This is a genomic window from Enterobacter sp. Bisph1, from assembly GCF_000814905.1.
Classification (GTDB): domain Bacteria; phylum Pseudomonadota; class Gammaproteobacteria; order Enterobacterales; family Enterobacteriaceae; genus Kosakonia.
Map to the genome: position 1 here is coordinate 118991 of NZ_JXAG01000043.1, position 25607 is coordinate 144597.

Consider the following 25607-nt stretch of genomic DNA (forward strand, 5'->3'; position numbering starts at 1 on the left):
TTAACGTACCTTCAGCGTTGCCAGGCCAATCAGCACCAGCATCAGCGAAATGATCCAGAAGCGCACAATCACGCGCGGTTCCGGCCAGCCTTTCAGTTCATAGTGATGATGAATAGGCGCCATGCGGAAAATGCGTTGGCCGCGCAGTTTGAACGAACCCACCTGCAAAATGACCGACAATGTTTCCACCACGAACACCCCGCCCATGATCACCAGCAGAAACTCCTGGCGCAGCAGCACCGCGATAATGCCCAGCGCGCCGCCAAGAGCCAGTGAACCGACATCGCCCATAAAGACCTGTGCCGGATAGGTGTTAAACCATAAGAATCCCAACCCCGCGCCAACAATCGCCGTACAGACAATCACCAGTTCCCCTGCATGCCGCAGATAAGGAATGTGCAGGTAGTTAGCAAAATTCATGTTACCCGTCGCCCATGCCACCAGCGCAAAGCCGCCGGCGACGAACACCGTCGGCATAATCGCCAGGCCATCGAGGCCATCCGTCAGGTTGACTGCATTGCCGGTACCGACGATGACGAAATAGGCCAGCAAAATATAAAAAATGCCCAGTTGCGGCATTACGTCTTTAAAGAACGGCACCACCAGCTCGGTCGCGGGCGTATCTTTACCCGCCAGATAGAGCGCGAAGGCGACGCCGAGCGCGATAACCGACATCCAGAAATACTTCCAGCGCGCAATCAGGCCTTTCGTGTCTTTACGCACCACTTTGCGGTAGTCGTCGACAAAGCCAATGACGCCATAGCCCACCAGCACCACCAGCACGCACCAGACGTAAGGGTTTGCCGGGTATGCCCACAGCACCACCGACACCACAATCGCGGTCAGGATCATGATCCCGCCCATCGTCGGGGTGCCGCGTTTACTAAAGTGCGATTCCGGGCCGTCGTTACGTACGACCTGGCCGAAAGAGAGTTTTTGCAAGCGGGCAATCATGCGCGGCCCCATCCACAAAGAGATGAAGAGCGCGGTCAGCAGGCTGACGATGGCGCGAAACGTCAGATAGGAAAAGACGTTAAAGCCGGAATAATATTTGACCAAATGCTCGGCCAGCCACACTAACATGTCCCACTCTCCTGTAACGCATGAACCACCTCTTCCATGGCGGAACTACGTGAACCTTTCACCAAAATGGTAATAATTTTCTGCTCAGCAATGAGCGTTTTTAACCGTGCAACCACGGCCGTTTTATCGTTGAAATGTTCGCCCACGCCGCTGGCCGCGCTTAACGCTTTGCTCAACGTGCCGACGCTCAGCACTTTATCAATGCCGGCGGCTTTCGCCGCTTCGCCGACCTGGATATGACAGGCTTCGCTCTCATCGCCCAGCTCAGCCATATCGCCTGTCACCATTACCCGATAACCCGGCATTTCAGATAGTACGTTCGCCGCTGCGGTCATCGAACCGACATTCGCGTTATAGGTGTCATCCAGTAGCAGCTGGTTTTCGCCTAACTGCACCGGGAATAAGCGCCCCGGTACCGCTTTAAGATTTGCCAGACCGCGTTTCACCGCGTCCAGGCTCGCGCCAACCGCCATCGACAGTGCCGTTGCCGCCAACGCGTTAGCGATATTGTGACGGCCCGGCAGCGGCAGAATCACATCCACATGGCCCGTTGGCGTTTGCAGCGTGAACTCAGTCCCGTGGGAAGTGATATGCAGATTCGTCGCGGTAAAATCGCTATTTGCCGCGTTGGGAGAGAAACGCCATACTTTGCGATCGCCTATAATGCTCTGCCAGTTCAGCCAGTCATTATTGTCGGCATTCATAATGGCAATGCCGTTAGCCGGCAGGCCGGTATAGATTTCACCTTTCGCTTTCGCCACGCCGGCAAGGGAGCCAAATCCTTCCAGATGGGCCGCCGCCAGGTTATTCACCAGCGCAGCTTCCGGACGCGTCAATCCTACGGTCCAGGCGATTTCGCCCTGATGGTTCGCACCCAGTTCAATCACCGCAAACTGGTGTTCTTTAGTCAGGCGCAACAATGTCATTGGCACGCCGATGTCATTATTCAGGTTGCCTGCGGTGTACAGCGTGTTGCCGCATTCGCTAAGAATGGCGGCGGTCATCTCTTTTACCGAGGTTTTGCCGGAAGAACCGGTAAGCGCCACCACCCGGGTTGGCACCTGCTGGCGCACCCAGGCTGCCAGTTCGCCAAACGCCTGGCGCGTATCTTTCACCACCAGCTGCGGCAGATCGATATCGAGTTTGCGACTGACCAGCAGCGCACCCGCTCCACCCTCTTTCGCTTGTTCGGCGAAGTCGTGTGCGTCAAAACGTTCGCCTTTCAGGGCGACAAACAGACATCCCGGCGTCAGTTTACGGGTGTCGCTGGTCACGGCCTCAATCACTACATCCTTGCCGTGCAGTTCAGCATTCAATGTGCTGACAAGCTGGCTCAGCGTTACGCTAATCATGCTATTACCCCCAGCAAACGCGCCGCCGTTACCCGATCCGAGTAGTCCAGACGACGTGTGCCGACAATTTGATAATCTTCGTGACCTTTTCCGGCCAGCAGAACCACATCATTCTCTTTCGCTTGCATAATGGCGCTGGTTACCGCTTGCGCGCGACCTTCCACTACGCGAGCGTGACCGGCGTCGAGCATGCCTGCCAGAATGTCATTAATAATGGCGCGCGGCTCTTCGGTGCGTGGATTGTCGTCCGTCACCACCGGCACATCCGCGAACTCCTCGGCAATCGCGCCCATTAACGGTCGTTTGCCTTTATCGCGATCGCCGCCGCAGCCAAATACGCACCACAGTTGGCCGGTACAGTGCAGACGAGCCGCCTGCAGTGCTTTTTCCAGCGCATCCGGCGTATGGGCGTAATCCACCACCACCGTCGGTTTACCCGGCGCGCTGAACACTTCCATACGACCGCAAACCGGCTGCAAATGGGACGCAGTGTTCAACAGTTCGCTCAGCGGATAACCCAGCGCCAGCAGCGTTGCCAGCGCCAGCAGCAGGTTGCTGACGTTAAACGCGCCCATCAGGCGGCTTTCTATTTCCCCTTCGCCCCATGAGGAGGCAAAACGGATCGTCGCGCCGCTGTCGTGATAATCGACGCTGACGGCTTTTAGCCAGCGCCCATGACAGTCCGGGTTGATATTGTTTTCCATCGAAACGGCTATCGCATCGGGTAATTTCGCCAGCCAGCGACGGCCAACTTCATCATCGGCGTTGACGATCGCCTGCCCATAATGATGGGAGGAGAACAACAGCCATTTTGCCGCTTCGTAGCTCGCCATATCGCCATGATAATCAAGGTGATCGCGGCTTAAATTAGTGAACACGCTGGCGGCGAACTTCAGGGCCGCCACACGATGCTGCACCAGGCCGTGAGAAGAGACTTCCATGGCGGCAAATGTGGCGTGCTGCGCGGCCAGCCCGGCAATGACATGCTGTACATCGACAGCCGAACCGGTCGTGTTTTCCGTCGGTACCACTTTACCCAGCAGGCCATTGCCCACTGTGCCCATTACCGCGCTGGTTTCGCCAAGTAGCTGGCTCCACTGTGCCAGCAGCTGTGTGGTGGTGGTTTTACCGTTGGTTCCGGTGACGCCAATAAGCCGTAACTGTTCAGAGGGCTCACCGTAAAAGCGGCCCGCCAGCGCAGAGAGACGCTCATTTAACTGGCTGAGGTAAATGACGGGAACCCCGTGCATTTCACGAATTTCACCGTCATCTGCTTCATCTTTCGCTTCAGCAATAATGGCAGCAACACCTTGCGCAATCGCCTGCGGGATATATCGACGCCCGTCCGCCTGATGACCGACCACAGCCACAAAAAGATCCCCCGCGGCAGCCACACGGCTGTCGAGCGTCATCTCTCGTAGCGCTCGCGCAGGTAGCATTGGCACCCACGGAGCGAGAAGGTCGCGCAAATTACGATCTGCCACCTGATCCCTCGCCTTGATTAATTACGAATTCACTTTTTTCGCCCGTGGCCAGCGCGTCCGGCTCAATGTTCATGGTACGCAGTACGCCGCCCATGATGGCACCGAAGACCGGCGCGGACACGGCGCCACCGTAGTATTTACCCGCCTGCGGATCGTTAATCACCACCACCAGCGCAAAGCGCGGATGGCTGGCAGGCGCGACGCCCGCGGTATAGGCAATGTATTTGTTGATATAGCGGCCGTCCGGGCCGACTTTTTTCGCCGTACCGGTTTTAATCGCAATGCGATAACCTTTGATTGCCGCTTTCACCCCGCCGCCGCCCGGCAGCGCAACGCTTTCCATCATATGCACCACGGTACGCACAATGGATTCGTCGAAGATGCGCTCGCCCGGTACGGGCGGGTCAACTTTGGTAATCGACAGCGGACGATAGACGCCATAGCTGCCGATAGTTGCATAGACACGCGCTAACTGTAACGGCGTTACCATTAGCCCGTAGCCGAAAGAGAAGGTGGCCCTCTCTATGTCAGACCACCGTTGTTTTTGAGGAAATAAGCCACTGCGTTCCCCGACCATCCCCAAATTGGTCGCTTTTCCCAAACCAAAACGTGAGTAAGTATCTACTAACGCTGAGGAGGGCATCGCTAACGCCAGTTTAGACACCCCGACGTTACTCGACTTCTGTAGCACCCCGGTGAGGGTTAATTCACTGTATCGCGCCACATCTTTGATTTCGTGGCCGTTAATTCTGTAAGGCACGGTATTGAGCACCGTGTTCGGCGTGACCACGCCGCGCTGCAGGGCGGTCATTACCACCATCGGTTTTACGGTAGAGCCCGGTTCAAACACGTCGGTGATGGCCCGGTTACGCATCGCGTCTTTTGAGGTGCCGGAGAAGTTATTCGGGTTATAGGATGGGCTGTTCGCCATCGCCAGCACTTCACCGGTACTGACATCCACCAGCACGGCGCTGCCGGATTCCGCCTTGTTAAACGCCACAGCGTTATTCAGTTCACGGTAAACCAGCGCCTGCAGGCGTTCATCGATGCTTAATGCGAGATTGTGCGCCGCCTGGCTGTCGGTAGAGGAGATATCTTCGATCACGCGCCCGTAGCGGTCTTTGCGCACAATACGCTCGCCGGGCTGCCCGGTGAGCCATTTGTCGAAGCTCTTCTCAACGCCTTCAATGCCCTGGCTGTCGACGTTGGTAAAACCGATAAGGTGAGCGGTCACTTCCCCGGAAGGGTAGTAACGGCGAGACTCTTCACGCAGATGAATGCCGGGTAGTTTAAGCTTTTTGATGTAGTCGCCCAGATCCGGGTTCACCTGGCGGGCGAGATAAATAAAGCGCATTTTCGGGTTCGCGTTGATGCGAGAAGCGAGCTGGTCGAGGGGCATATTTAGCGCATCGGAGAGCGCTTTCCAGCGATTATCCAGGGTTACGCCACCGGCATCGTGCAGCTCTTTTGGATCGGCCCAAATGGCTTTCACCGGCACGCTTACCGCCAACGGGCGACCGGAGCGGTCGGTTATCATCCCGCGCGACGTCGCGACCTCCTGTACGCGCAGGGAACGCATATCGCCTTCACGCACCAGCCTTTCCGGGCTCACCACCTGTAACCAGGCAACGCGACCAAGCAGGAACGTCAGCGCCAGCAGGATGCAACCGCAAAGCAACGCAAAACGCCAACCTATAAAGTTGGCCTGCTCTTCCTGGCGTTTCGGTTTAAGCGTTTTCACCGCTGCTTTCATGCGTTGCGTAATTCCTTATTCATCTCTATTTCTGCACGACGATATTTTCCTGTGAGGGATCGACATGCTGCATTTGCAGCTTCTCGGTGGCGATCCGTTCAACCCGGCTGTGGTCACCAAGCGCATTCTCTTCAAGAATCAGGTTGCGCCATTCAATGTCCAGCGCATCGCGCTCGATAACCAGCTGTTCGCGCTGCGCCGTCAACAGGCGAGTGTGATGTGAGGTAGTCACCACCGTCACCGCCGTCATGATGATGCAAATGAACAGACAGAGCGGCAGTTTCCCATAACGCAAAAGATCGTCACCGATCACGCCAGGCAAAGCATGGCGCTCGTTGCTTCCTAACGATCCTTTTACTTTGCTCAGGGTCTCCGCCACTCTGCCGATCATGCGTTCGTCCTCTCTGCAATGCGCAGAACTGAACTACGGGCGCGTGGATTTTCAGCCACTTCCTCTTCGCCCGGCATCAACTTTCCTAAGGCTCGCAGCTGACGGCCACCCAGTTTACTGAGTTGCGCTTCGGTCATCGGCAGTCCGGCAGGAACCTGCGGACCTCTGCTTTGCTCACGCATAAAGCGTTTCACAATGCGATCTTCCAGCGAATGGAAGCTGATGATCGAAAGCCGGCCTCCCGGGGCCAGCACGCCGAGCGAGTTTTTTAGCGCCAGCTCTATCTCTTCCAGTTCACTGTTTACCCAAATGCGCACCGCCTGGAAGGTACGGGTCGCAGGATGTTTGAATTTGTCCTTCACCGGCGTGGCTGCCGCCACCACCTCCGCCAGCTCTTTAGTGCGGGTCATCGGATCAAGACGGTTACGCTCGACAATGGCGCGGGCAATACGTTTGGCAAAGCGCTCCTCGCCAAAGGTTTTCAACACCCAGGCGATATCGGCTTCATCCGCGGTTTGTAACCATTGTGCGGCTGACTGACCGCGCGTGGGATCCATACGCATATCTAACGGACCGTCACGCATAAAGGAGAAGCCGCGCTCCGGATCGTCGAGCTGAGGTGAAGATACGCCAAGATCGAGAAGAATACCGTCGATCTTGCCAGTCAGATCGCGCTCGCTGACGTAATCAGCAAGGGCGGAAAAAGGTCCATGAATGATGGAGAAGCGAGGATCATCAATGGTTTGTGCTACAGCAATTGCCTGCGGATCGCGATCGATCGCCAGCAAGCGTCCTGCCGCTCCCAGTTGGGAGAGGATCAAGCGCGAGTGGCCACCACGTCCAAAAGTGCCATCGATGTAAATGCCATCCGGACGAATATTCAGGCCGTTAACGGCCTCGTCCAGCAGCACCGTCGTGTGTTTAAAATTTTCCATCATCATTACAAAGACAAATCCTGCAACCTGTCCGACAGTGCTTCGGAACCTGATTGCTCAGCGTCGATATCTTCCTTGACCTGTTGATACCAGGTCGTTTCATCCCACAGTTCAAATTTATTGAACTGCCCGACCAGCATCACTTCTTTCGTTAACCCGGCGTGTTGCCGTAAAACAGGGGCAATCAACAATCGCCCGGCGCTATCCATCTGGCATTCGCTGGCATGCCCCAGCAATAAACGTTGCACGCGCCGTTCAAGCGGATTCATGCTCGACAGACGCGACAGTTTTTGCTCGATAATTTCCCACTCGGGCAAAGGGTAAAGCAGCAGGCATGAGTGATGGATGTCAATGGTGCAAACCATTTGACCGGAGGCGTTCTCCTGCAGCAAATCCCGATAGCGGGTTGGAACGGATAACCGCCCTTTGCTGTCGAGATTAACTAACGTCGCTCCACGGAACATGTCCGATGCACCCCCAGTGACCCTTTTACACCACTTTATCCCACAAAACCCCACCGAAGGAGTTTACGGAGCGGAGGAAAAGCTTGTCAAGCCAGCACAATGGCTAACGAGAACAAAAGATCCCTTATTTGCAGAGAATATCTTCGCAGGTGAAATAGTGTTCAGCTTACGAGGCAAATTAACGTCATGAATATTTGCAAGAAAAAAAACAAAATATGCATTTACGCCATTAAGACCATTCAATTTTTGCGCGCATATTTAAAATGTCAGTTTGCGACGCGGGCTGCATTTTAAGACATATTTACCAGACTTAACAGTAGCAGTTACGCCAACGCGCACATGGCGCGGCGGCATATCGACAGCGGTAGAATTTTCACCCGCTAAATGCGCGTTAATTCAATACGCCAATGTTGGTGGAGATGTAACAATTCAATACAAAATTGGCGATAAGTTACCGCTCGATTCACTTTAAAAAATGGTTTTTAAGAAACCAGAAAAATTAATTTCCAACAGCCACGGAAAAAATAAGGATTTATCTTAAGATAATCACGATAATAATTTGCCTCAGGGTCGGATAAGAATACAAAAAAGGCAGCTTGCGCTGCCTTTCATGCGAAACTTACACCCGACTCAGGATGCCGCGCCGGTAGAGATTCCGGCGAATACGGCTGAGGCCCGGTTTCGGTTTGCGCGGCTCATCCAGACTTGCCAGCACGATTTCCAGCACGCGTTCGGCTACATCACGGTGGCGCTGCGCTACGGCCAATACCGGGCATTGCAGAAAATCGAGCAGCTCGTGATCGCCAAAGGTGGCAATCGCCAAATCAGCAGGCAGTTTGCCGTCACGGCGTAACGTCACGTCCAGCACGCCCTGTAATAAGGCAAACGAGGTGATAAACATTGCCTGCGGCATCGAATGGGTTTCCAGCCATTTTTCAAACAGCTGCGCTGCGGCTTCCCGCTCATAGCTATTAGCATAAAGGTACTCAACGTCGCGCGGATCGTCTTTCCACGCGGTGCGAAAACCTTGCTCACGCAGGAAACTCACCGACAGCTCCGGTAATGCGCCCAGATAGAGTACGCGCTCCGCCGGGAACTTACGCAGCTCTTCGGCCAGCATTTCTGCGTCATCTTGATCGGCACCGACGACGCTGGTGAAGTGTTCGCGATCCAGCGCGCGATCCAGCGCGACGATTGGGAAGGCATCATTAGCCCAGCGTTGATAGAAGGGGTGTTCCGGCGGTAGCGAGGTGGAGACAATGATCGCATCCACCTGCCGTTGCAGCAGATGTTCAATACAGCGCATTTCGTTGTCGGGCTGATCTTCTGAACAGGCAATCAGCAGCTGATAGCCGCGCTGGCGCGCCTGGCGCTCCAGATAGTTGGCAATCCGCGTATAGCTTGTGTTTTCGAGATCGGGGATAACCAACCCAATCGAGCGAGTACGTCCTGCTCGCAACCCAGCCGCCACCGCGTTCGGGTGGTAATTATGCTCACGCACGACCGCCATCACTTTTTCAACGGTTTTATCACTGACACGGTACTGCTTCGCCTTACCATTAATGACGTAGCTGGCCGTGGTGCGTGAGACGCCGGCTAGCCGGGCGATTTCATCCAGTTTCACAATTGCCCCTTAAAATAATGTACTCCATAACCTTTTTAGGGATATAGGCTAATTTCCATAACATCTAAGCGCAGAATCCACACTCCGGCAACCGCTTTCGTATCTGGCTCCGTCTGATTTTGCAAAAAAAAGCCCGGCATAAGAAGCCGGGCCTGCAAATGGCATCAGGGATTGCTATCAGCGCATGATCTTATCGCCGCGGGATAAGCCCACCACGCCGGATCGCGCGACTTCGACAATCTTCGCCACGTCGCGGATGGTCGCCAGAAACGCATCCAGCTTATCGCTGGTTCCGGCAAGCTGAACCGTATAAATAGAAGGGGTCACATCAATGATCTGCCCACGGAAAATCTCCGTGTTGCGTTTCACCTCTTCGCGCCCATAACCGCTGGCCTGGATCTTCACCAACATTATCTCGCGCTCAACATAAGCGCCTTGCCCTAATTCATTGACCCGCAGAACATCCACCAGTTTGTGCAGCTGTTTTTCGATCTGCTCGAGCACTTTCTGATCGCCGACGGTCTGGATGGTCATCCGCGACAGGGTCGGATCGTCGGTGGGGGCAACCGTCAGGCTTTCAATGTTGTAGCCGCGCTGTGAGAAGAGACCGATCACACGCGATAACGCGCCCGATTCATTTTCCAGTAATACAGATAATATCCGGCGCATAATCAGGTTCTCTCCGTTTTGCTTAACCACATCTCATCCATCCCGCCGCCGCGGATATGCATCGGATAAACGTGTTCACTACCGTCAACAATAACGTCAACAAATACCAGGCGATTGTTCTTCACCTGCTCCAGCGCTTCTGCCAGTTTCGCTTCAAGCTGGTCCGGGCGCGTAATACGGATGCCAACATGGCCGTACGCTTCCGCCAGCCGGGCAAAATCAGGCAACGACTGCATATAAGATTGCGAATGGCGGCCAGCGTAAATCATATCCTGCCACTGCTTGACCATGCCCAGGTAACCGTTGTTAAGATTCAACACCAGCACCGGCAGCTCATATTGCAGTGCCGTTGACAGCTCCTGAATATTCATCTGAATACTGCCGTCACCGGTGACGCAAATCACCGTCTCATCCGGCAGCGCCATTTTCACGCCGAGCGCCGCCGGTAGCCCAAATCCCATCGTGCCCAGCCCGCCTGAATTAATCCAGCGGCGCGGTTTATCGAAGGGATAATAGAGCGCGGCGAACATCTGATGCTGACCAACATCAGAGGTAACATACGCATCCCCCTGCGTCAGACGCCAGATGGTTTCAATCACCGCCTGCGGTTTAATACTTTCACTGTGCGTATCGTATTTCAGGCACTGACGGGCGCGCCACTGTTCGATCTGTTGCCACCAGTCGCGGATATCGTCCAGCGGCTGCGGATACGCTTCCTGCTCCAGCAATTCCAGCATCTGTTCCAGCACCCACCGCGCATCGCCGACAATAGGAATATCCGCCTGCACGGTTTTGGAAATCGAGGTGGGATCGATGTCGATATGCAGCACCGTCGCATGAGGACAATATTTTGCCAGATTATTGGTGGTGCGATCGTCAAAGCGCACGCCAACGGCAAAGATGACGTCTGAATGGTGCATCGTCATATTGGCTTCGTAAGTGCCGTGCATGCCCAGCATGCCCAGCGCCTGGCGGTGAGAGGCCGGAAAGGCGCCCAGTCCCATCAAGGAAGAGACCACCGGTAAATTAAGTTTTTCAGCAAGCTGGCGTAACGCCACTTCGCACGCCGAGTTGATCGCGCCGCCGCCGACATAGACCACCGGTTTTTTCGCCGCCGCCAGGGTTTGCAGCGCGCGCTTTATCTGCCCTTTATGTCCCTGGGTGGTGGGATTATAGGAACGCATGCTAACGGATTCCGGCCAGACGTAAGGCAGCTTGTTAGCCGGATTCATAATATCTTTCGGCAAATCCACAACCACCGGCCCTGGACGACCGCTGGCCGCAAGCCAAAAGGCTTTCTTTAATACACCGGGAATATCTTCCGTCTGTTTAACCAAAAAGCTGTGCTTTACCACCGGGCGGGAAATCCCGACCATGTCGCACTCCTGAAAGGCGTCATAGCCAATCAGCGAGGTGGCAACCTGCCCGGAAAGCACCACCAGCGGAATGGAATCCATATAGGCGGTGGCGATACCGGTAATAGCGTTGGTTGCCCCAGGACCGGAGGTCACCAGCACAACACCCACTTCTCCCGTCGCGCGCGCCAGCCCATCGGCCATATGCACCGCAGCCTGCTCGTGACGCACCAGGATATGTTCAATCCCGCCAACGGTGTGCAGGGCATCGTAGATATCAAGAACCGCGCCACCGGGATAGCCGAATACTTTCTTTACGCCTTGATCAATCAGCGATCGGACGACCATCTCGGCGCCAGACAACATCTCCATGCTTTGCCTCCAGGCTTACGTTTGTCGACGCACGGCACATTTTCACCGCACCGTCGCTCTGCTCAGAGCAGGAAATCCCTGCATTCTGATTATGAATGGCAGTTAACATAACCGCTCAAAATCTGACAGGCAATGCGCCAGCCCGCGGCGAGAACCACGGGCGAAAGTGAAAAAACAATCTCAAACGGGCAGAATTGGTGGAAACCTCTGTGATAAACAAAGACGATGACCATTCATCATTCGAATGGCCGCTTGCTCAGTAAATGATCCATTTTCGACATAACGCCCGTTATTGCGATGGACGTAAATCAGGACAAAATAGCGCAGGAAAAGCAGGGAGCAGAATAACCCGGCGCTCGCGCCGGGCTATCCCATGCAGGAGTTAACGACTGCACACCGAAACCAGCAACTCTTCCATCCATTGATGGCCCTTATCCCTGCCTGCGGCTTCGTGCCAGGAGAGATAGCAGGTGCGGCGCTTAAGATTTAACGGCAGCGGCAGCGCCTGTAAGTCTTGTCCTTCAGAGAACATATTGACTAACCAGAGGGGCGCAATGGCCACTAAATGGGTCTGCGAGACGACATTTAACACGCTGGACAGTGCCATTCCCTGATAGGCAATACAGCTTCGCTTGTCGACGCTGTCATACCACGGCTGGCTAAACGACGCATGCCTGTCCAGCGAGACCACCGCGTGCTGCTCTCTGAAAATGGCGTTTTCGGTGATGAATGTTTTAAGGCGGGGATGCTGGCGACTCGCGGCCAGCACTATTTCATCATTAAATAGCGGAACACAAAAAAATTCCGGTCGGCGGAATTCTTCGTAGCTGATCACAAATTCAAGTTCTTGATAGCGCAACTGGTGCTCTGTACTGTGATTAAGATCGGAATTAAACACTAAATTAACTTTAGGCGCGATCTTAGCTACACGATTATATATTGCCGACGTTAACAGGTTATCCAACGGGCTACACACGCTGAGATTAAATACCCGTTCGCTGCAGAGAGGATCGAACCCGGAACCCGGCAGTTCATTTTGCACCAGCTGTAGCGCCTGGCGAATAGCGCCAAACAGCTGATACGAACGCGCCGTAGGCTGAATACCCCGGCCATAGCGTATAAAAAGTTCATCATTAAACATGATCTTAAGGCGGGCAACGGCGTTGCTGACCGCCGGTTGTGACATGCCAAGGATATGTGCTGCGCGCGTGATATTTTGTTCCTGCATCACGACATCAAAAACGGTGAGCAAATTAAGGTCGACAGAACGTAACTGTGGTTTTCCTGCTTCATTCACACGCTGATTATTAACGTTTACCTCAAGGCTTTTGCAATCCATCGTCATCATCAATTCCTTCGCTCTGCGTTATAATATTCAGGACGATGATTTATCATGCATATAACATTAATAGAAGCGCGACGTAAGAAATTAGGAATACATAAAGCTTAGTCACGATTTATTTCCCATAAAGGTAAGTAATTCACCTTAATTCCAGGAAAATGCTACGCTATTTTTAATTTAATGCCTCTCTGGCGATACAAGAAATATATTTCTCTACGGCTTTCTTTTAATGAATCACGGCTAACATTACCTCGTTTACGCTGCTGTCGCTTATTTATCATTTCAACCAACCGTCGCCTAAGCATGAAACAGACGTTTTAGCCGCGTCTTGCAGAATTTTTACCTGCCGCACAGCAAAATAATCGTTTCTCTTTGCGAAGGGTTTTCCGCTCTGGGGTTGACATTAACTTACGTATCCAGTACCACTAAAAGCATATCGCTTTCACCTGGAGCAAGATTCATGATTCGCAACGTCGGTTTCGCTGGTCTACTACTACTAAACGCATCTCTCGTGCGCGGTAGACCGGTGGGCGGCTTTCACAACTGAATCGTCCTCCAGTTAAGACTAAAACCCGCGCCTTGGCGCGGGTTTTTTTATGCTCGTAGCGAGGCGACCTAAGAGAAAAAGGACCTAAACCATGAGCCAGCAAGTCGTTATTTTCGATACCACATTACGTGATGGTGAACAGGCGTTACAGGCAAGCCTGAGCGTGAAAGAGAAGCTGCAAATCGCCCTGGCGCTGGAACGTATGGGCGTCGATGTGATGGAGGTAGGCTTCCCGGTCTCTTCTCCGGGTGATTTTGAATCGGTACAAACCATTGCTCGTCAGGTAAAAAACAGCCGCGTTTGCGCCCTCGCCCGCTGCGTCGAGAAAGATATTGATGTCGCGGCCGAATCGTTAAAAGTGGCGGAAGCCTTCCGTATCCATACCTTTATCGCCACCTCGCCGATGCATATTGCCACCAAACTGCGCAGTACGCTGGATGAAGTGATTGAGCGCGCTATCTACATGGTTAAACGGGCGCGCAACTATACCGACGATGTAGAATTTTCCTGCGAAGACGCAGGCCGTACGCCAATTGCCGATCTGGCGCGGGTGGTGGAAGCCGCCATTAACGCGGGTGCGAAAACCATCAATATCCCGGATACCGTGGGCTATACCATGCCCTTTGAGTTCGCCAATATCATTTCTGGCCTCTACGAACGCGTTCCCAACATCGATCAAGCCATTATCTCCGTTCACACCCATGACGATTTAGGCATGGCGGTGGGCAACGCAATCGCCGCCGTTCACGCTGGCGCACGCCAGGTGGAAGGGGCGATGAACGGTATCGGCGAACGCGCCGGTAACTGCTCACTTGAAGAGGTGATCATGGCGATTAAAGTGCGTAAAGACATTATGAATGTGCACACGCAAATCAATCACCATGAAATCTGGCGCACCAGCCAGACCGTCAGCCAGATCTGCAATATGCCGGTTCCGGCCAACAAAGCGGTGGTCGGTACTGGCGCCTTCGCCCACTCCTCGGGTATTCACCAGGATGGCGTGCTGAAAAACCGCGAAAACTACGAAATCATGACCCCGGAATCCATCGGGCTGAACCAGGTGCAACTGAACCTGACCTCCCGTTCCGGGCGAGCGGCAGTGAAGCACCGTATGGAAGAGATGGGCTATCAGGAAGCCGACTACAATATGGATAACCTGTACGACGCGTTCTTGAAGCTGGCGGATAAGAAAGGCCAGGTGTTCGATTACGACCTGGAAGCGCTGGCGTTTATTAATAAACAGCAGGAAGAGCCAGAACATTTCCGCCTGGATTACTTCAGCGTGCAGTCCGGCTCCAGCGACATTGCCACCGCCTCCGTTAAGCTGGCCTGCGGTGAAGAAGTAAAAGCCGAAGCGGCGAACGGCAACGGTCCGGTGGACGCCGTCTATCAGGCCATCAACCGCATCACCGAGTATGACATTGAACTGGTGAAATACGGTTTAACCGCCAAAGGCCACGGTAAAGATGCGCTGGGCCAGGTGGATATCGTCGTCAACTATAACGGTCGCCGCTTCCACGGCGTGGGGCTGGCTACCGATATCGTTGAATCCTCCGCGAAAGCGATGGTGCACGTGCTGAATAACATCTGGCGCGCCGCCGAAGTTGAAAAAGAGTTGCAACGCAAAGCGCAGAACAAAGAGAACAACAAGGAAACCGTGTGATGTCGAAGAGTTATCATATTGCTGTGTTGCCGGGTGACGGCATTGGCCCGGAAGTAATGGCGCAAGCGCTGAAAGTCCTGGAAGCCGTGCGTAACCGTTTCGCGATGAAGATTTCCACCAGCCACTATGATGTCGGCGGCATTGCCATCGATCGTCACGGCAATCCGCTGCCGCAGGCCACGGTGGCAGGTTGTGAGCAAGCCGATGCGATCCTGTTCGGCTCCGTTGGTGGCCCGAAGTGGGAAAACTTGCCCCCGGCGCAACAGCCGGAGCGCGGCGCATTGCTGCCGCTGCGTAAGCATTTCAAGCTGTTCAGTAACCTGCGTCCGGCAAAATTATATCAGGGGCTGGAAGCCTTCTGTCCGCTGCGTGAAGATATCGCCGCTAACGGCTTCGACATTCTGTGCGTGCGCGAGTTAACCGGCGGTATTTACTTTGGTCAGCCAAAAGGCCGCGAAGGCAGCGGTCAGCATGAAAAAGCCTTTGATACCGAGATCTATCACCGTTTTGAAATTGAGCGCATTGCGCGCATTGCCTTTGAATCGGCGCGTAAACGCCGTAAGAAAGTGCATTCGATTGATAAAGCCAACGTATTGCAAACCTCCCTGCTGTGGCGTGAAATCGTCAACGAAATTGCTGGCGAATACCCGGACGTTGAACTGGTCCATATGTATATCGACAACGCCACCATGCAGTTGATTAAAGATCCGTCCCAGTTTGATGTGCTGCTGTGTTCGAACCTGTTCGGCGACATTCTTTCTGATGAGTGCGCGATGATCACTGGTTCAATGGGCATGCTGCCGTCGGCCAGCCTCAATGAACAAGGCTTTGGCCTGTATGAACCGGCAGGCGGCTCCGCCCCGGATATCGCCGGTAAAAATATTGCTAACCCGATTGCGCAGATCCTGTCGCTGGCGCTGCTGCTGCGCTACAGCCTGAATGCGGGCGAAGCGGCTGATGCCATCGAAGGCGCTATTAACCGTGCTTTAGAAGAGGGCGTGCGTACCGGCGATTTGGCCCGTGGCGCGGCCGCTGTCACTACCGATGAGATGGGTGACATCATCGCTCGTTATGTCGCCGAAGGGGTGTAATTATGGCTAAGTCTTTGTATGAAAAATTGTTCGATGCCCATATTGTGTATGAAGCGCCGAACGAAACCCCACTGTTGTATATCGATCGTCACCTGGTGCATGAAGTTACTTCACCGCAGGCGTTTGATGGCCTGCGCGCGCATCACCGTCCGGTGCGCCAGCCGGGTAAAACCTTTGCCACCATGGATCACAACGTCTCGACGCAAACCAAAGATATCAACGCCTCCGGCGAAATGGCGCGTATCCAGATGCAGGAGTTGATTAAAAACTGCAACGAGTTTGGCGTCGAACTGTATGACCTGAACCACCCGTATCAGGGCATCGTCCACGTAATGGGGCCGGAACAGGGTATTACCCTGCCGGGAATGACCATTGTTTGCGGCGATTCCCACACCGCGACTCACGGCGCGTTTGGCGCGCTGGCGTTCGGTATCGGCACCTCCGAAGTGGAGCATGTGCTGGCGACGCAAACCCTGAAACAGGGGCGCGCCAAAACCATGAAGATTGAGGTTAAAGGCACGGCAGCACCGGGCATCACCGCAAAAGATATCGTACTGGCGATTATCGGTAAAACCGGCAGCGCCGGCGGTACCGGTCATGTGGTTGAGTTCTGCGGCGAGGCGATCCGCGCCCTGAGCATGGAAGGCCGTATGACGCTGTGCAATATGGCCATTGAGATGGGTGCGAAAGCGGGTCTGGTCGCGCCGGATGACACCACGTTTAACTACGTTCAGGGCCGCCTGCACGCGCCGAAAGGCAAAGATTTCGACGATGCGGTGGCCTACTGGAAAACCCTGCATACCGATGAAGGCGCGCACTTTGATACCGTCGTGACCTTACAGGCAGAAGAGATCGCCCCGCAGGTCACCTGGGGCACCAACCCAGGCCAGGTCATTTCGGTTACCGATTTTATTCCCGATCCAGCCTCCTTTGCCGATCCCGTTGAACGCGCGTCGGCGGAAAAAGCGCTGGCCTATATGGGCCTTAAACCGGGCGTGCCGCTGACGGAAGTGGCGATTGATAAAGTCTTTATTGGTTCCTGTACTAACTCGCGTATTGAAGATTTACGCGCGGCGGCAGAGATCGCCAAAGGGCGCAAAGTCGCCCCCGGCGTACAGGCGCTGGTGGTGCCGGGATCCGGTCCGGTGAAAGCGCAGGCGGAAGCCGAAGGGCTGGATAAGATCTTTATTGAAGCTGGCTTTGAGTGGCGCTTACCGGGCTGCTCCATGTGTCTGGCGATGAACAACGACCGTCTGAATCCGGGTGAGCGATGTGCGTCCACCAGCAACCGTAACTTTGAAGGCCGTCAGGGCCGCGGCGGTCGCACCCATCTGGTCAGCCCGGCGATGGCCGCTGCCGCTGCCGTAACCGGCCATTTCGCTGATATTCGCAGCCTGTAAGGAGAGCACCATGGCAGAGAAATTTACCCAACATACTGGACTTGTGGTTCCGTTGGACGCCGCGAATGTCGATACGGACGCTATTATCCCGAAACAGTTTTTGCAGAAGGTGACGCGCACCGGCTTTGGCGCCCATCTGTTTAACGACTGGCGTTTTCTCGATGATAAAGGCCAGCAGCCCAATCCGGAATTTGTGCTGAACTTCCCGCAGTACCAGGGCGCATCGATTTTACTGGCGCGGGAAAACTTTGGCTGCGGCTCGTCGCGGGAACACGCCCCGTGGGCGCTGACGGATTATGGTTTCAAAGTGGTCATTGCCCCAAGCTTTGCCGACATCTTCTACGGCAACAGCTTTAACAATCAGCTGCTGCCGGTGACGCTGAGCGATACAGAGGTCGATGAACTCTTCACGCTGGTGCAGAGCCATCCGGGAACCACCTTTGAAGTGGATCTGCAGGCGCAGGTGGTTAAAGCGGGCGGCAAGTCTTACAGCTTCTCTATCGACGCCTTCCGCCGTCACTGCATGCTGAACGGTCTGGACAGCATCGGTCTGACGCTGCAGCACGAAGTTGCGATCGCCGCTTATGAGAACAAGCAGCCCGCCTTTATGCGCTAACGTTTATCAGGCCCGGTCTTCCGGGCCTGATACTTTCAGACATCTTTTACCCGGCTGGTCAGCCACAGCGTGACCACAGAGAGCACCGCGATCGCGTAGTACACCGACCCGTGACCGTAGCTCTGCGCCAGCGCGCCCTGAATCACCCCAGCCAGAATCACACCGGTCGAAATGCTATTGGTAAACAGCGTGGTTGCCGACCCGGCGCGTCCCGGCATCAGATCCTGAAACCACAACATACCGATCCCGGCGACAATACCGATAAACACCGCGTTAAACAGCTGCAGCGACAGTAATGCCGTCTGGCTGTGGAAAAAAATCAGACCGACATAGAACAGCACGCCCGCCGCAACGGCGGTGACCATCATGCGCCGTTTGCCAATGCGTTTGACAAAATAGCCTGCGAGGATCATCGCCGGGATCTCCAGCCCTGCCGCAGTACCCATCAAAATACCGGCGAGTTTATCCGGCAGCCCCAGTTCGAGGCTTATCCACAGCGGCATATCGATGATGTACATGGTATTGCAGGTCCACATCAGGGTGGAGGCAATAAACAGCATGCGGATATTTTTATCGCTCCAGCCGCTGACCTGCGTCACCGCCACGTCGGCGGGCTGCTCAATACGTTTCACCGACGGCAGTAACAGAGCAATCAGCGCCAGGCTGATGGCAAATATCCCGGCGGCGATGGTGAACATGGTAGTAAAGCCGTAATTGAGGGCCAGCATAAAGGCCAGCGGCGGGCCAATCACCCACGCCAGCGAAAGCTGGGCGCGCATCACCGAGCTGAACATCACCACTTCACGGGCAGAACTGTCTGCGTATTCACGCGCCAGCGCAAACAGCTGCGGCATGGCGGTATTCGCCAACGACGCCAGCAGTACCCCGCAGGTAATCAGCGTTAAATAATGGCGGTTAAAGGCAAATAATAGCGCATTGCCTACCGCCATCAGGCAGCAAAAGAGGATCAGTTTGCGGCGATCGCCCTGGCGGTCGGATCGTTTTGCCAGCCCAAGGCTGACCAGAATCCCGGCTATCGCGTTAACGGTATAAAAGAGTCCAACCCAAAACGGCTCCGCGCCCACTTCCCGGCTGAGAAACAGGCTCAGGGTCGGCGCTTGTAACGCACCGGCCACTCCCATCATAAATGCGACAAACATAAAAGCGATGTACACGCCATTAAGGCGACGCCCCATCGTCATTAGCCAGAGCATGGACTTTTCCTTGTTAATACGGCTAAAAAGCGGTGATAAGCATAAACGAAAAAAGCCAGCAAAAAACTTTTTGCTGGCGCGTGCATTCGCACGTAATACTCAGTCACACATGATGGCTGCGATTCAGTCTTTCGCTGCAGGGATTGTCACTTCCCACTGCATCAGCTCCTCCAGCATCGTCAGGCGCAACGTTGCGCTAAGGGCGAGCCAGCCCACGTCCTGTGTGGCACGAAAATAGCCCAGATAAAACTGTCTAACAAATAATCCCTGCATATCACCTCCTCGCTTTCATCACTGAGAAGTATTGGCTTAATATAGGGATAAATAAATTGCTGAGTTTTTGTCAGGAGTTCCTCTTTTATGTCATCCGGTCGCCTGCAACAACAGTTCATCCGCCTGTGGCAATGCTGTGATGGAAAATCGCAGGAAACCACCCTTAACGAGCTGGCGGAGCTGCTCAGCTGCTCGCGCCGCCATATGCGCACCCTGCTCAATACCATGCAGGAGCGTGGCTGGCTGACATGGGATGCGGAAGCGGGTCGCGGCAAGCGCTCACGTTTAACCTTCCTGTATACCGGTCTTGCACTGCAGCAGCAGCGCGCCGAAGACCTGCTGGAACAGGATCGCATTGATCAACTGGTGCAGCTGGTCGGTGATAAAACCGCCGTGCGCCAGATGCTGGTGTCCCATCTTGGCAGAAGCTTTCGCCAGGGGCGGCATATTCTGCGCGTACTTTATTACCGCCCGCTGCGCAACCTGCTGCCCGGCACCGCATTACGCCGCTCCGAAACCCATATGGCGCGGCAAATCTTCAATGCACTGACCCGTATAAATGAGGAAAACGGGGAACTGGAAGCGGACATAGCCCATCACTGGAAGTTGATTTCCCCTTTGCACTGGCGCTTTTATTTGCGCCCCGGCATTCATTTTCACCATGGCCGCGAACTGGAGATGAGCGACGTTATTACCTCTTTGCAACGCGCCACCGCCCTGCCACTCTATTCTCATATTCGCGAGGTGCTCTCGCCGACGCCCTGGACGCTGGATATTCACCTCAGCCAGCCGGATAACTGGCTGCCCTGGCTGATGGGACATGTGCCGTCGATGATTTTGCCGCGGGAATGGAACACGCTACACAACTTCGCCAGCCAGCCAATTGGCACCGGGCCGTATGCCGTGACGCGCAATAACAGCAACCAGTTGAAAATTCATGCCTTTGACGACTATTTCGGTTTCCGCGCCTTGATCGACGAAGTGAACGTTTGGGTGCTGCCGGACCTGAGCGATGAACCGGCCTGCGGCCTGACCCTTGAGGGGCCAACGGAAGGCGAAAAAGCCGTTGAAAGCCGCCTTGAAGAGGGCTGTTACTATCTGCTGTTCGATGAGCGTTCGCGTCTTGGCGCTAACCCGGCGGTGCGAGAATGGGTCAGCCATGTGCTCTCCCCCACCAACCTGCTGTTCAATGCCAACGAGCACTATCAACAGTATTGGTTCCCGGCCTATGGCCTGCTGCCGCGCTGGCATCACGCACGCCCCGGCGGCGGTGAAAAACCTGCCGGGCTGGAAACCCTGACGCTGACCTTCTATCGCGAACACAATGAACACGAGGCGCTATCACGCACCATGAGTACGCTGCTGGCGGAACATGGCGTGAAGCTCATCGTACAGGAGGTGGATTACGCCGAATGGCATCGGGGCGAAGCCGAGAGCGATATCTGGCTAAACAGCGCTAACTTCACTCTGCCCCTTGATTTCTCGGTATTTGCTAACCTCTACGAAGTGCCGCTATTGCAACACTGCATCCCCATCGACTGGCAGGCAGATGCGGCAAAATGGCGCAACGGTGAGATGCAGCTTGCCGCCTGGTCACAGCAGTTACTGACCCGCAAAGCCATCGTACCGTTAATTCATCACTGGCTGATGATTCAGGGACAACGCACTATGCGCGGGCTGCGCATGAATACGCTGGGCTGGTTTGACTTTAAATCGGCCTGGTTTGCGCCGCCGGATCCATAAGGCTTTCGCATTTTTTACCAAATCATTACAATAGCGCCGTTCTCAACGGGGTGCTGCGCCACAGGCGTGTGCTGAGAAAATACCCGTCGAACCTGATCCGGATAACGCCGGCGAAGGGATTTGAGGCTGCATCTCAAAATCCTTTGCCACCCAATTTGAGGTGCAAAGTGCTAAAAAAATCACTGCCGTTCCTGCTGCTGGTTGCAGCGCCCGTTTTTGCCAAACCTGTTTTAACCGTTTACACCTACGACTCATTCTCTGCCGACTGGGGCCCAGGGCCAGCGGTAAAAAAAGCCTTTGAAAAAGAGTGCGATTGCGAATTGAAATTCGTGGCGCTGGAAGATGGCGTTTCGCTCCTGAACCGCCTGCGCATGGAAGGCAAAAACAGCAAAGCCGACGTGGTGTTGGGGCTGGATAACAACCTGCTGGAAGCCGCCACACAAACCAAGCTGTTTGCAAAAAGCGGCGTACCTGGCGATGCGGTCAAGGTGCCTGGCGGCTGGAACAACGACACCTTTGTCCCCTTCGATTACGGCTGGTTCGCTTTCGTTTACGATAAAAACAAACTGAAAAACCCGCCAACAAGCCTGAAAGAACTGGTAGAAAGCGATCAGAAATGGCGCGTTATTTATGAAGATCCGCGCACCAGCACGCCGGGCCTTGGCCTGCTGCTGTGGATGCAGAAAGTCTATGGCGATCAAGCCCCGCAGGCCTGGCAGAAACTCGCCGCCAAAACCGTGACGGTGACCAAGGGCTGGAGCGAAGCCTACGGCCTGTTCCTGAAAGGCGAAAGTGACCTGGTGCTGAGCTATACCACTTCTCCGGCCTACCATATTATTGAAGAGAAAAAAGATAACTACGCTGCGGCAAACTTCAGCGAAGGCCACTATTTGCAGGTGGAAGTTGCCGCGCGCACCGCTGCCAGCAAACAGCCTGCGCTGGCGGAAAAATTCCTCAAATTTATGGTCTCGCCCGCTTTCCAGAATGCCATCCCGAGCGGTAACTGGATGTACCCGATCAGCGATGTCACGCTGCCGGCGGGCTTTGATCAACTGGTGAAACCACAAACGTCGTTGAACTACTCTGCGCAAGAAGTCGCAAGCCAGCGCGCAAACTGGGTAAATGCGTGGCAACGCGCCGTCAGCCATTGATTGCCGGCTGGCTGCTGCCGGGGCTCACCGCCGCCGCGTTAATGGTGGCGGTGGCGCTGGCAGCGTTTCTCGCCCTGTGGCAAAACGCACCCGTCAGCGGGCTGTCTGATTTTCTGACTGACAGCTACCTGTGGCATGTGGTGCGTTTCTCTTTCTGGCAGGCGTTTCTCTCGGCGCTGCTCTCTGTGATACCGGCGATTTTTCTTGCCCGCGCCCTTTACCGGCGGCGCTTTCCCGGCCGTCTGATGCTGCTGCGTCTGTGCGCCATGACCCTTATCTTGCCGGTGCTGGTGGCGGTATTTGGCATTCTAAGCGTTTATGGTCGCCAGGGCTGGCTGGCCACGCTCTGTCAGGCGCTGGGGTGGAGCTGGAATTTCTCGCCCTATGGTCTGCAGGGCATTCTGTTGGCCCACGTATTCTTTAACCTGCCGATGGCTTCACGTCTGCTCTTGCAGTCGCTGGAACAGATCCCCGGCGAGCAGCGCCAGCTGGCCGCGCAGCTCGGCATGCGCGGCTGGGCCTTCTTCCGCTTTGTCGAATGGCCGTGGCTGCGCCGTCAAATCCCGGCGGTCGCCGCACTAATCTTTATGCTCTGTTTCGCCAGTTTCGCCACCGTGCTGTCGCTGGGCGGCGGGCCGCAGGCCACCACTATCGAACTGGCTATCTACCAGGCGTTAAGCTTCGATTTCGATCCGGCTCGCGCGGCCATGCTGGCGCTGATCCAGATGATCTGCTGCCTTGGTCTGGTGCAGCTCAGCCAGCGGATGAGCAAAGCATTTGCGGTGGGCAGCCACCAAATTGAGGGCTGGCGTAACCCGGAAGAAAGACTGTTGAGCCGGGTGGCGGATATCGCGCTGATTACCCTGGCCTTGCTACTGCTGCTGCCGCCGCTGCTGGCGGTGATCGTTGATGGGCTGAATCTGAGCTTATTAAAGGTGCTGGCGCAGCCGGTGCTGTGGCAAGCGGTATGGACTTCCCTGCGTATCGCCCTTGGCGCAGGAATAGTATGCGTGGTGCTAACGATGATGCTGCTGTGGAGCAGCCGGGAGCTGCGCGCGCGCCAGCAGATCATGGCGGGACAAGCGCTGGAGCTCAGCGGCATGTTAATCCTGGCGATGCCGGGGATCGTGCTGGCGACGGGTTTCTTCCTGCTGCTGAATAACAGCGTTGGCCTGCCCGCTTCCGCCGATGGCATCGTGATATTTACCAATGCCTTAATGGCGATTCCCTATGCGCTAAAAGTGCTGGAAAACCCGATGCGCGATCTCACCGCCCGCTACAGTATGCTATGCCAGTCGCTGGGCATGCAGGGTTTTCAACGTCTGCGCATTGTTGAGCTGCGCGCGCTGAAACGGCCGCTGACGCAGGCGCTGGCCTTTGCCTGCGTACTGTCGATTGGCGATTTCGGCGTCGTGGCGCTGTTTGGCAATGATGATTTCCGCACGCTGCCTTTTTATCTCTACCAGCAAATTGGATCCTACCGCAGTCAGGACGGTGCGGTCACGGCGCTTATTCTGCTGCTGCTGTGCTTTTTACTCTTCACCGTGATTGAAAAACTTCCGGGCCGCCATGCTAAAACTGATTGATGTCACCTGGCTTTACCACCATCTGCCGATGCGCTTTTCTCTTTCGGTCACGCAGGGGGAGCTGCTTGCCGTGCTCGGGCCAAGCGGCGCGGGCAAAAGCACCCTGCTGAATCTGATTGCCGGGTTTCTTACTCCCGCCAGCGGCAGCATCATTATCGAAGGCGCACCGCATACCGATACGCCGCCGTCGCAGCGCCCGGTATCGATGCTATTCCAGGAAAACAACCTTTTTACCCATCTTACGGTGCGGCAAAATATCGGCCTCGGGCTGAATCCAGGGTTAAAGCTGAATGCCGAACAGCAGCATCAACTGCAGCAAATCGCCGTCACGATGGGGCTGGAGTCGTTGCTGGATCGCCTGCCGGCGCAGCTTTCCGGCGGCCAGCGCCAGCGCGTGGCGCTGGCGCGCTGCCTGGTACGTCAGCAGCCGGTGCTATTGCTTGATGAGCCGTTTTCCGCCCTCGATCCGGCCCTGCGCCAGGAGATGCTGACGCTGGTTAAAGCGGTGTGCCGCCAGCAGCGGTTAACGCTGCTGATGGTCTCACACAGTGTGGAAGATGCGGCGCGGATTGCCGAGCGTTCGCTGGTAGTAGCCGACGGGCGTATCGCCTGGGATGGCGATACCGACGACCTGCTCAGCGGCAAATCGCCAGCCTCGGCGCTGTTGGGGATCAACGGTTAATGACCGCGGATGACATTACCCAGAATGTTGAGGTAAATGGGCATTGACGGATGCTGGGCTAGCACCACCACCGCCGCGATGGCGAGAATCAGCATAACCGGCGCCAGCCACAGCAAGCGGCGGCGTGGCAGCAAACGCGTTAAACGGCTGATGCCCGCTTTTTCGGCGCGCCACAGCCGCCAGCATAGCCAGCAGGCCAGCCACAGCAGCAGCGCCGTCAGCAGCAGCAGCCATTTGAAGTTCCCGCTTTGCATATCATCGGGGATATCGATCGCCGCACCGGCCAGAATACCGGGCAGGAAATAGAAAGGTGGCCACAGCAGGCAGCCGACCAGGTTCGGTGGCAGAAACTTCCTTACCGGCAGATCCAGCATGCCTGCGACCATCGGGATCAGCGGACGCGTCGGCCCGACAAAACGCCCAACCAGAATGGTAAATACGCTGTGCTTATGTAGGGCGTGTTCGGTTTTATCCAGCAGCGCTTTGTTCTTTTTGATAAACGACCAGCGATGCAGCGGCCCTTTAAAACGCCAGCCCAGCCAGAAGGAGATCCAGTCGCCGAGCAGGCAGCCGACAATTCCCGCCAGCCATGCATGCCAGAAATTAACCTCGCCGCTGCCGATCAGCGCGCCGAGCCCCGCCATCATTACCGTGCCGGGTAAAATCAACCCGACAAGCGCCAGCGACTCGAAAAAGGCCACCAGCGCAATCGCCACCAGCGACCAGCTGGCGGATTGGGTAATAAACTGTTCCAGCAATGCTTCCATAAGGTGTCCTGTTCAGAATGAACGCTGGATTCTCCGGGGGTCATCCGCGA

General features: G+C 55.3%; 23 protein-coding genes and 1 riboswitch. Of the genes, 9 read left to right on the top strand and 14 right to left on the bottom strand.

Annotated elements, in window-relative coordinates; all coding sequences use genetic code 11:
- The 11 genes from mraY to leuO form a co-directional block, all read right to left on the bottom strand.
- Complete coding sequence (gene mraY, locus RW65_RS14360; RefSeq protein WP_039057451.1) at window positions 1-1083, bottom strand: phospho-N-acetylmuramoyl-pentapeptide-transferase; 1083 nt, start codon at window positions 1081-1083, stop codon at window positions 1-3.
- Window positions 1077-2435, bottom strand: coding sequence for a UDP-N-acetylmuramoyl-tripeptide--D-alanyl-D-alanine ligase (gene murF, locus RW65_RS14365; protein WP_039057452.1), 1359 nt, complete (start codon window positions 2433-2435; stop codon window positions 1077-1079). The genes mraY and murF overlap by 7 nt, the downstream gene beginning before the upstream one ends.
- A complete protein-coding gene (gene murE, locus RW65_RS14370; protein ID WP_039057453.1) occupies window positions 2432-3919 on the bottom strand; it encodes a UDP-N-acetylmuramoyl-L-alanyl-D-glutamate--2,6-diaminopimelate ligase in 1488 nt (495 codons plus the stop codon). The genes murF and murE overlap by 4 nt, the downstream gene beginning before the upstream one ends.
- Window positions 3906-5672, bottom strand: a complete 1767-nt coding sequence (ftsI, locus tag RW65_RS14375; RefSeq protein ID WP_039057454.1) for a peptidoglycan DD-transpeptidase PBP3 — start codon at window positions 5670-5672, stop codon at window positions 3906-3908. The genes murE and ftsI overlap by 14 nt, the downstream gene beginning before the upstream one ends.
- Window positions 5673-5697: 25 nt before the next feature.
- Window positions 5698-6063, bottom strand: coding sequence for a cell division protein FtsL (gene ftsL, locus RW65_RS14380; protein ID WP_039057455.1), 366 nt, complete (start codon window positions 6061-6063; stop codon window positions 5698-5700).
- Window positions 6060-7001 (bottom strand): 16S rRNA (cytosine(1402)-N(4))-methyltransferase RsmH, encoded by a 942-nt coding sequence (rsmH, locus tag RW65_RS14385; protein ID WP_039057519.1) that lies wholly within the window; start codon window positions 6999-7001, stop codon window positions 6060-6062. The genes ftsL and rsmH overlap by 4 nt, the downstream gene beginning before the upstream one ends.
- Before the next feature lie 2 nt (window positions 7002-7003).
- The gene (gene mraZ / locus RW65_RS14390; RefSeq protein ID WP_039057456.1) at window positions 7004-7462 is read right to left on the bottom strand and encodes a division/cell wall cluster transcriptional repressor MraZ; all 459 of its coding nucleotides are present in this window, start codon (window positions 7460-7462) and stop codon (window positions 7004-7006) included.
- A gap of 619 nt (window positions 7463-8081) precedes the next feature.
- On the bottom strand, window positions 8082-9086 hold the full coding sequence (gene cra / locus RW65_RS14395) for a catabolite repressor/activator (protein ID WP_039057457.1): 1005 nt from the start codon (window positions 9084-9086) through the stop codon (window positions 8082-8084).
- A 177-nt stretch (window positions 9087-9263) separates the two neighbouring features.
- On the bottom strand, window positions 9264-9755 hold the full coding sequence (ilvN, locus tag RW65_RS14400) for an acetolactate synthase small subunit (RefSeq protein WP_039057458.1): 492 nt from the start codon (window positions 9753-9755) through the stop codon (window positions 9264-9266).
- A gap of 2 nt (window positions 9756-9757) precedes the next feature.
- A complete protein-coding gene (ilvI, locus tag RW65_RS14405) occupies window positions 9758-11482 on the bottom strand; it encodes an acetolactate synthase 3 large subunit (protein ID WP_039057459.1) in 1725 nt (574 codons plus the stop codon).
- A gap of 382 nt (window positions 11483-11864) precedes the next feature.
- Window positions 11865-12821, bottom strand: a complete 957-nt coding sequence (leuO, locus tag RW65_RS14410; protein WP_502685558.1) for a transcriptional regulator LeuO — start codon at window positions 12819-12821, stop codon at window positions 11865-11867.
- Between the two features lie 463 nt (window positions 12822-13284).
- Here leuO and leuL point away from each other — a divergent pair, with 463 nt between their 5' ends.
- The 5 genes from leuL to leuD all read left to right on the top strand — a co-directional run bounded on the left by leuL (window position 13285) and on the right by leuD (window position 18141).
- A complete protein-coding gene (leuL, locus tag RW65_RS23240; RefSeq protein ID WP_156124007.1) occupies window positions 13285-13371 on the top strand; it encodes a leu operon leader peptide in 87 nt (28 codons plus the stop codon).
- 91 nt (window positions 13372-13462) lie between these two features.
- Window positions 13463-15034 (top strand): 2-isopropylmalate synthase, encoded by a 1572-nt coding sequence (gene leuA, locus RW65_RS14415; protein WP_039057461.1) that lies wholly within the window; start codon window positions 13463-13465, stop codon window positions 15032-15034.
- Complete coding sequence (gene leuB / locus RW65_RS14420) at window positions 15034-16125, top strand: 3-isopropylmalate dehydrogenase (protein WP_039057462.1); 1092 nt, start codon at window positions 15034-15036, stop codon at window positions 16123-16125. Before leuA ends, leuB begins: the two co-directional genes overlap by 1 nt.
- A gap of 2 nt (window positions 16126-16127) precedes the next feature.
- The gene (gene leuC, locus RW65_RS14425; protein ID WP_039057463.1) at window positions 16128-17525 is read left to right on the top strand and encodes a 3-isopropylmalate dehydratase large subunit; all 1398 of its coding nucleotides are present in this window, start codon (window positions 16128-16130) and stop codon (window positions 17523-17525) included.
- A gap of 10 nt (window positions 17526-17535) precedes the next feature.
- Window positions 17536-18141 carry a 3-isopropylmalate dehydratase small subunit gene (gene leuD, locus RW65_RS14430; RefSeq protein ID WP_039057464.1) on the top strand — a complete coding sequence of 202 codons (606 nt, stop codon included), beginning with the start codon at window positions 17536-17538 and terminating at the stop codon, window positions 18139-18141.
- A 35-nt stretch (window positions 18142-18176) separates the two neighbouring features.
- Here the strand turns inward: leuD and RW65_RS14435 are convergent, their stop codons facing one another.
- Together RW65_RS14435 and sgrT are read right to left on the bottom strand one after the other, a co-directional pair.
- Complete coding sequence (locus RW65_RS14435; protein ID WP_039057465.1) at window positions 18177-19355, bottom strand: sugar efflux transporter; 1179 nt, start codon at window positions 19353-19355, stop codon at window positions 18177-18179.
- A gap of 123 nt (window positions 19356-19478) precedes the next feature.
- Window positions 19479-19628: a glucose uptake inhibitor SgrT gene (gene sgrT, locus RW65_RS22045; RefSeq protein WP_072037764.1), complete on the bottom strand. Its 150-nt coding sequence runs from the start codon at window positions 19626-19628 to the stop codon at window positions 19479-19481.
- 87 nt (window positions 19629-19715) lie between these two features.
- On the opposite strand from sgrT, the gene sgrR reads away from it, so the two are divergent.
- The 4 genes from sgrR to thiQ all read left to right on the top strand — a co-directional run bounded on the left by sgrR (window position 19716) and on the right by thiQ (window position 24790).
- Window positions 19716-21371, top strand: coding sequence for an HTH-type transcriptional regulator SgrR (gene sgrR / locus RW65_RS14440; protein WP_039057466.1), 1656 nt, complete (start codon window positions 19716-19718; stop codon window positions 21369-21371).
- A 36-nt stretch (window positions 21372-21407) separates the two neighbouring features.
- Window positions 21408-21508, top strand: a riboswitch (TPP riboswitch).
- 30 nt (window positions 21509-21538) lie between these two features.
- The gene (gene thiB / locus RW65_RS14445) at window positions 21539-22522 is read left to right on the top strand and encodes a thiamine ABC transporter substrate binding subunit (protein ID WP_039057467.1); all 984 of its coding nucleotides are present in this window, start codon (window positions 21539-21541) and stop codon (window positions 22520-22522) included.
- Window positions 22498-24108: a thiamine/thiamine pyrophosphate ABC transporter permease ThiP gene (gene thiP, locus RW65_RS14450; RefSeq protein ID WP_039057468.1), complete on the top strand. Its 1611-nt coding sequence runs from the start codon at window positions 22498-22500 to the stop codon at window positions 24106-24108. The genes thiB and thiP overlap by 25 nt, the downstream gene beginning before the upstream one ends.
- Window positions 24092-24790: a thiamine ABC transporter ATP-binding protein ThiQ gene (gene thiQ / locus RW65_RS14455; protein ID WP_039057469.1), complete on the top strand. Its 699-nt coding sequence runs from the start codon at window positions 24092-24094 to the stop codon at window positions 24788-24790. The genes thiP and thiQ overlap by 17 nt, the downstream gene beginning before the upstream one ends.
- Here the strand turns inward: thiQ and RW65_RS14460 are convergent.
- The gene (locus tag RW65_RS14460) at window positions 24787-25557 is read right to left on the bottom strand and encodes a DedA family protein (protein ID WP_039057470.1); all 771 of its coding nucleotides are present in this window, start codon (window positions 25555-25557) and stop codon (window positions 24787-24789) included. The two genes, thiQ and RW65_RS14460, sit on opposite strands and share 4 nt — an antisense overlap.
- Window positions 25558-25607: the final 50 nt, after the last annotated feature.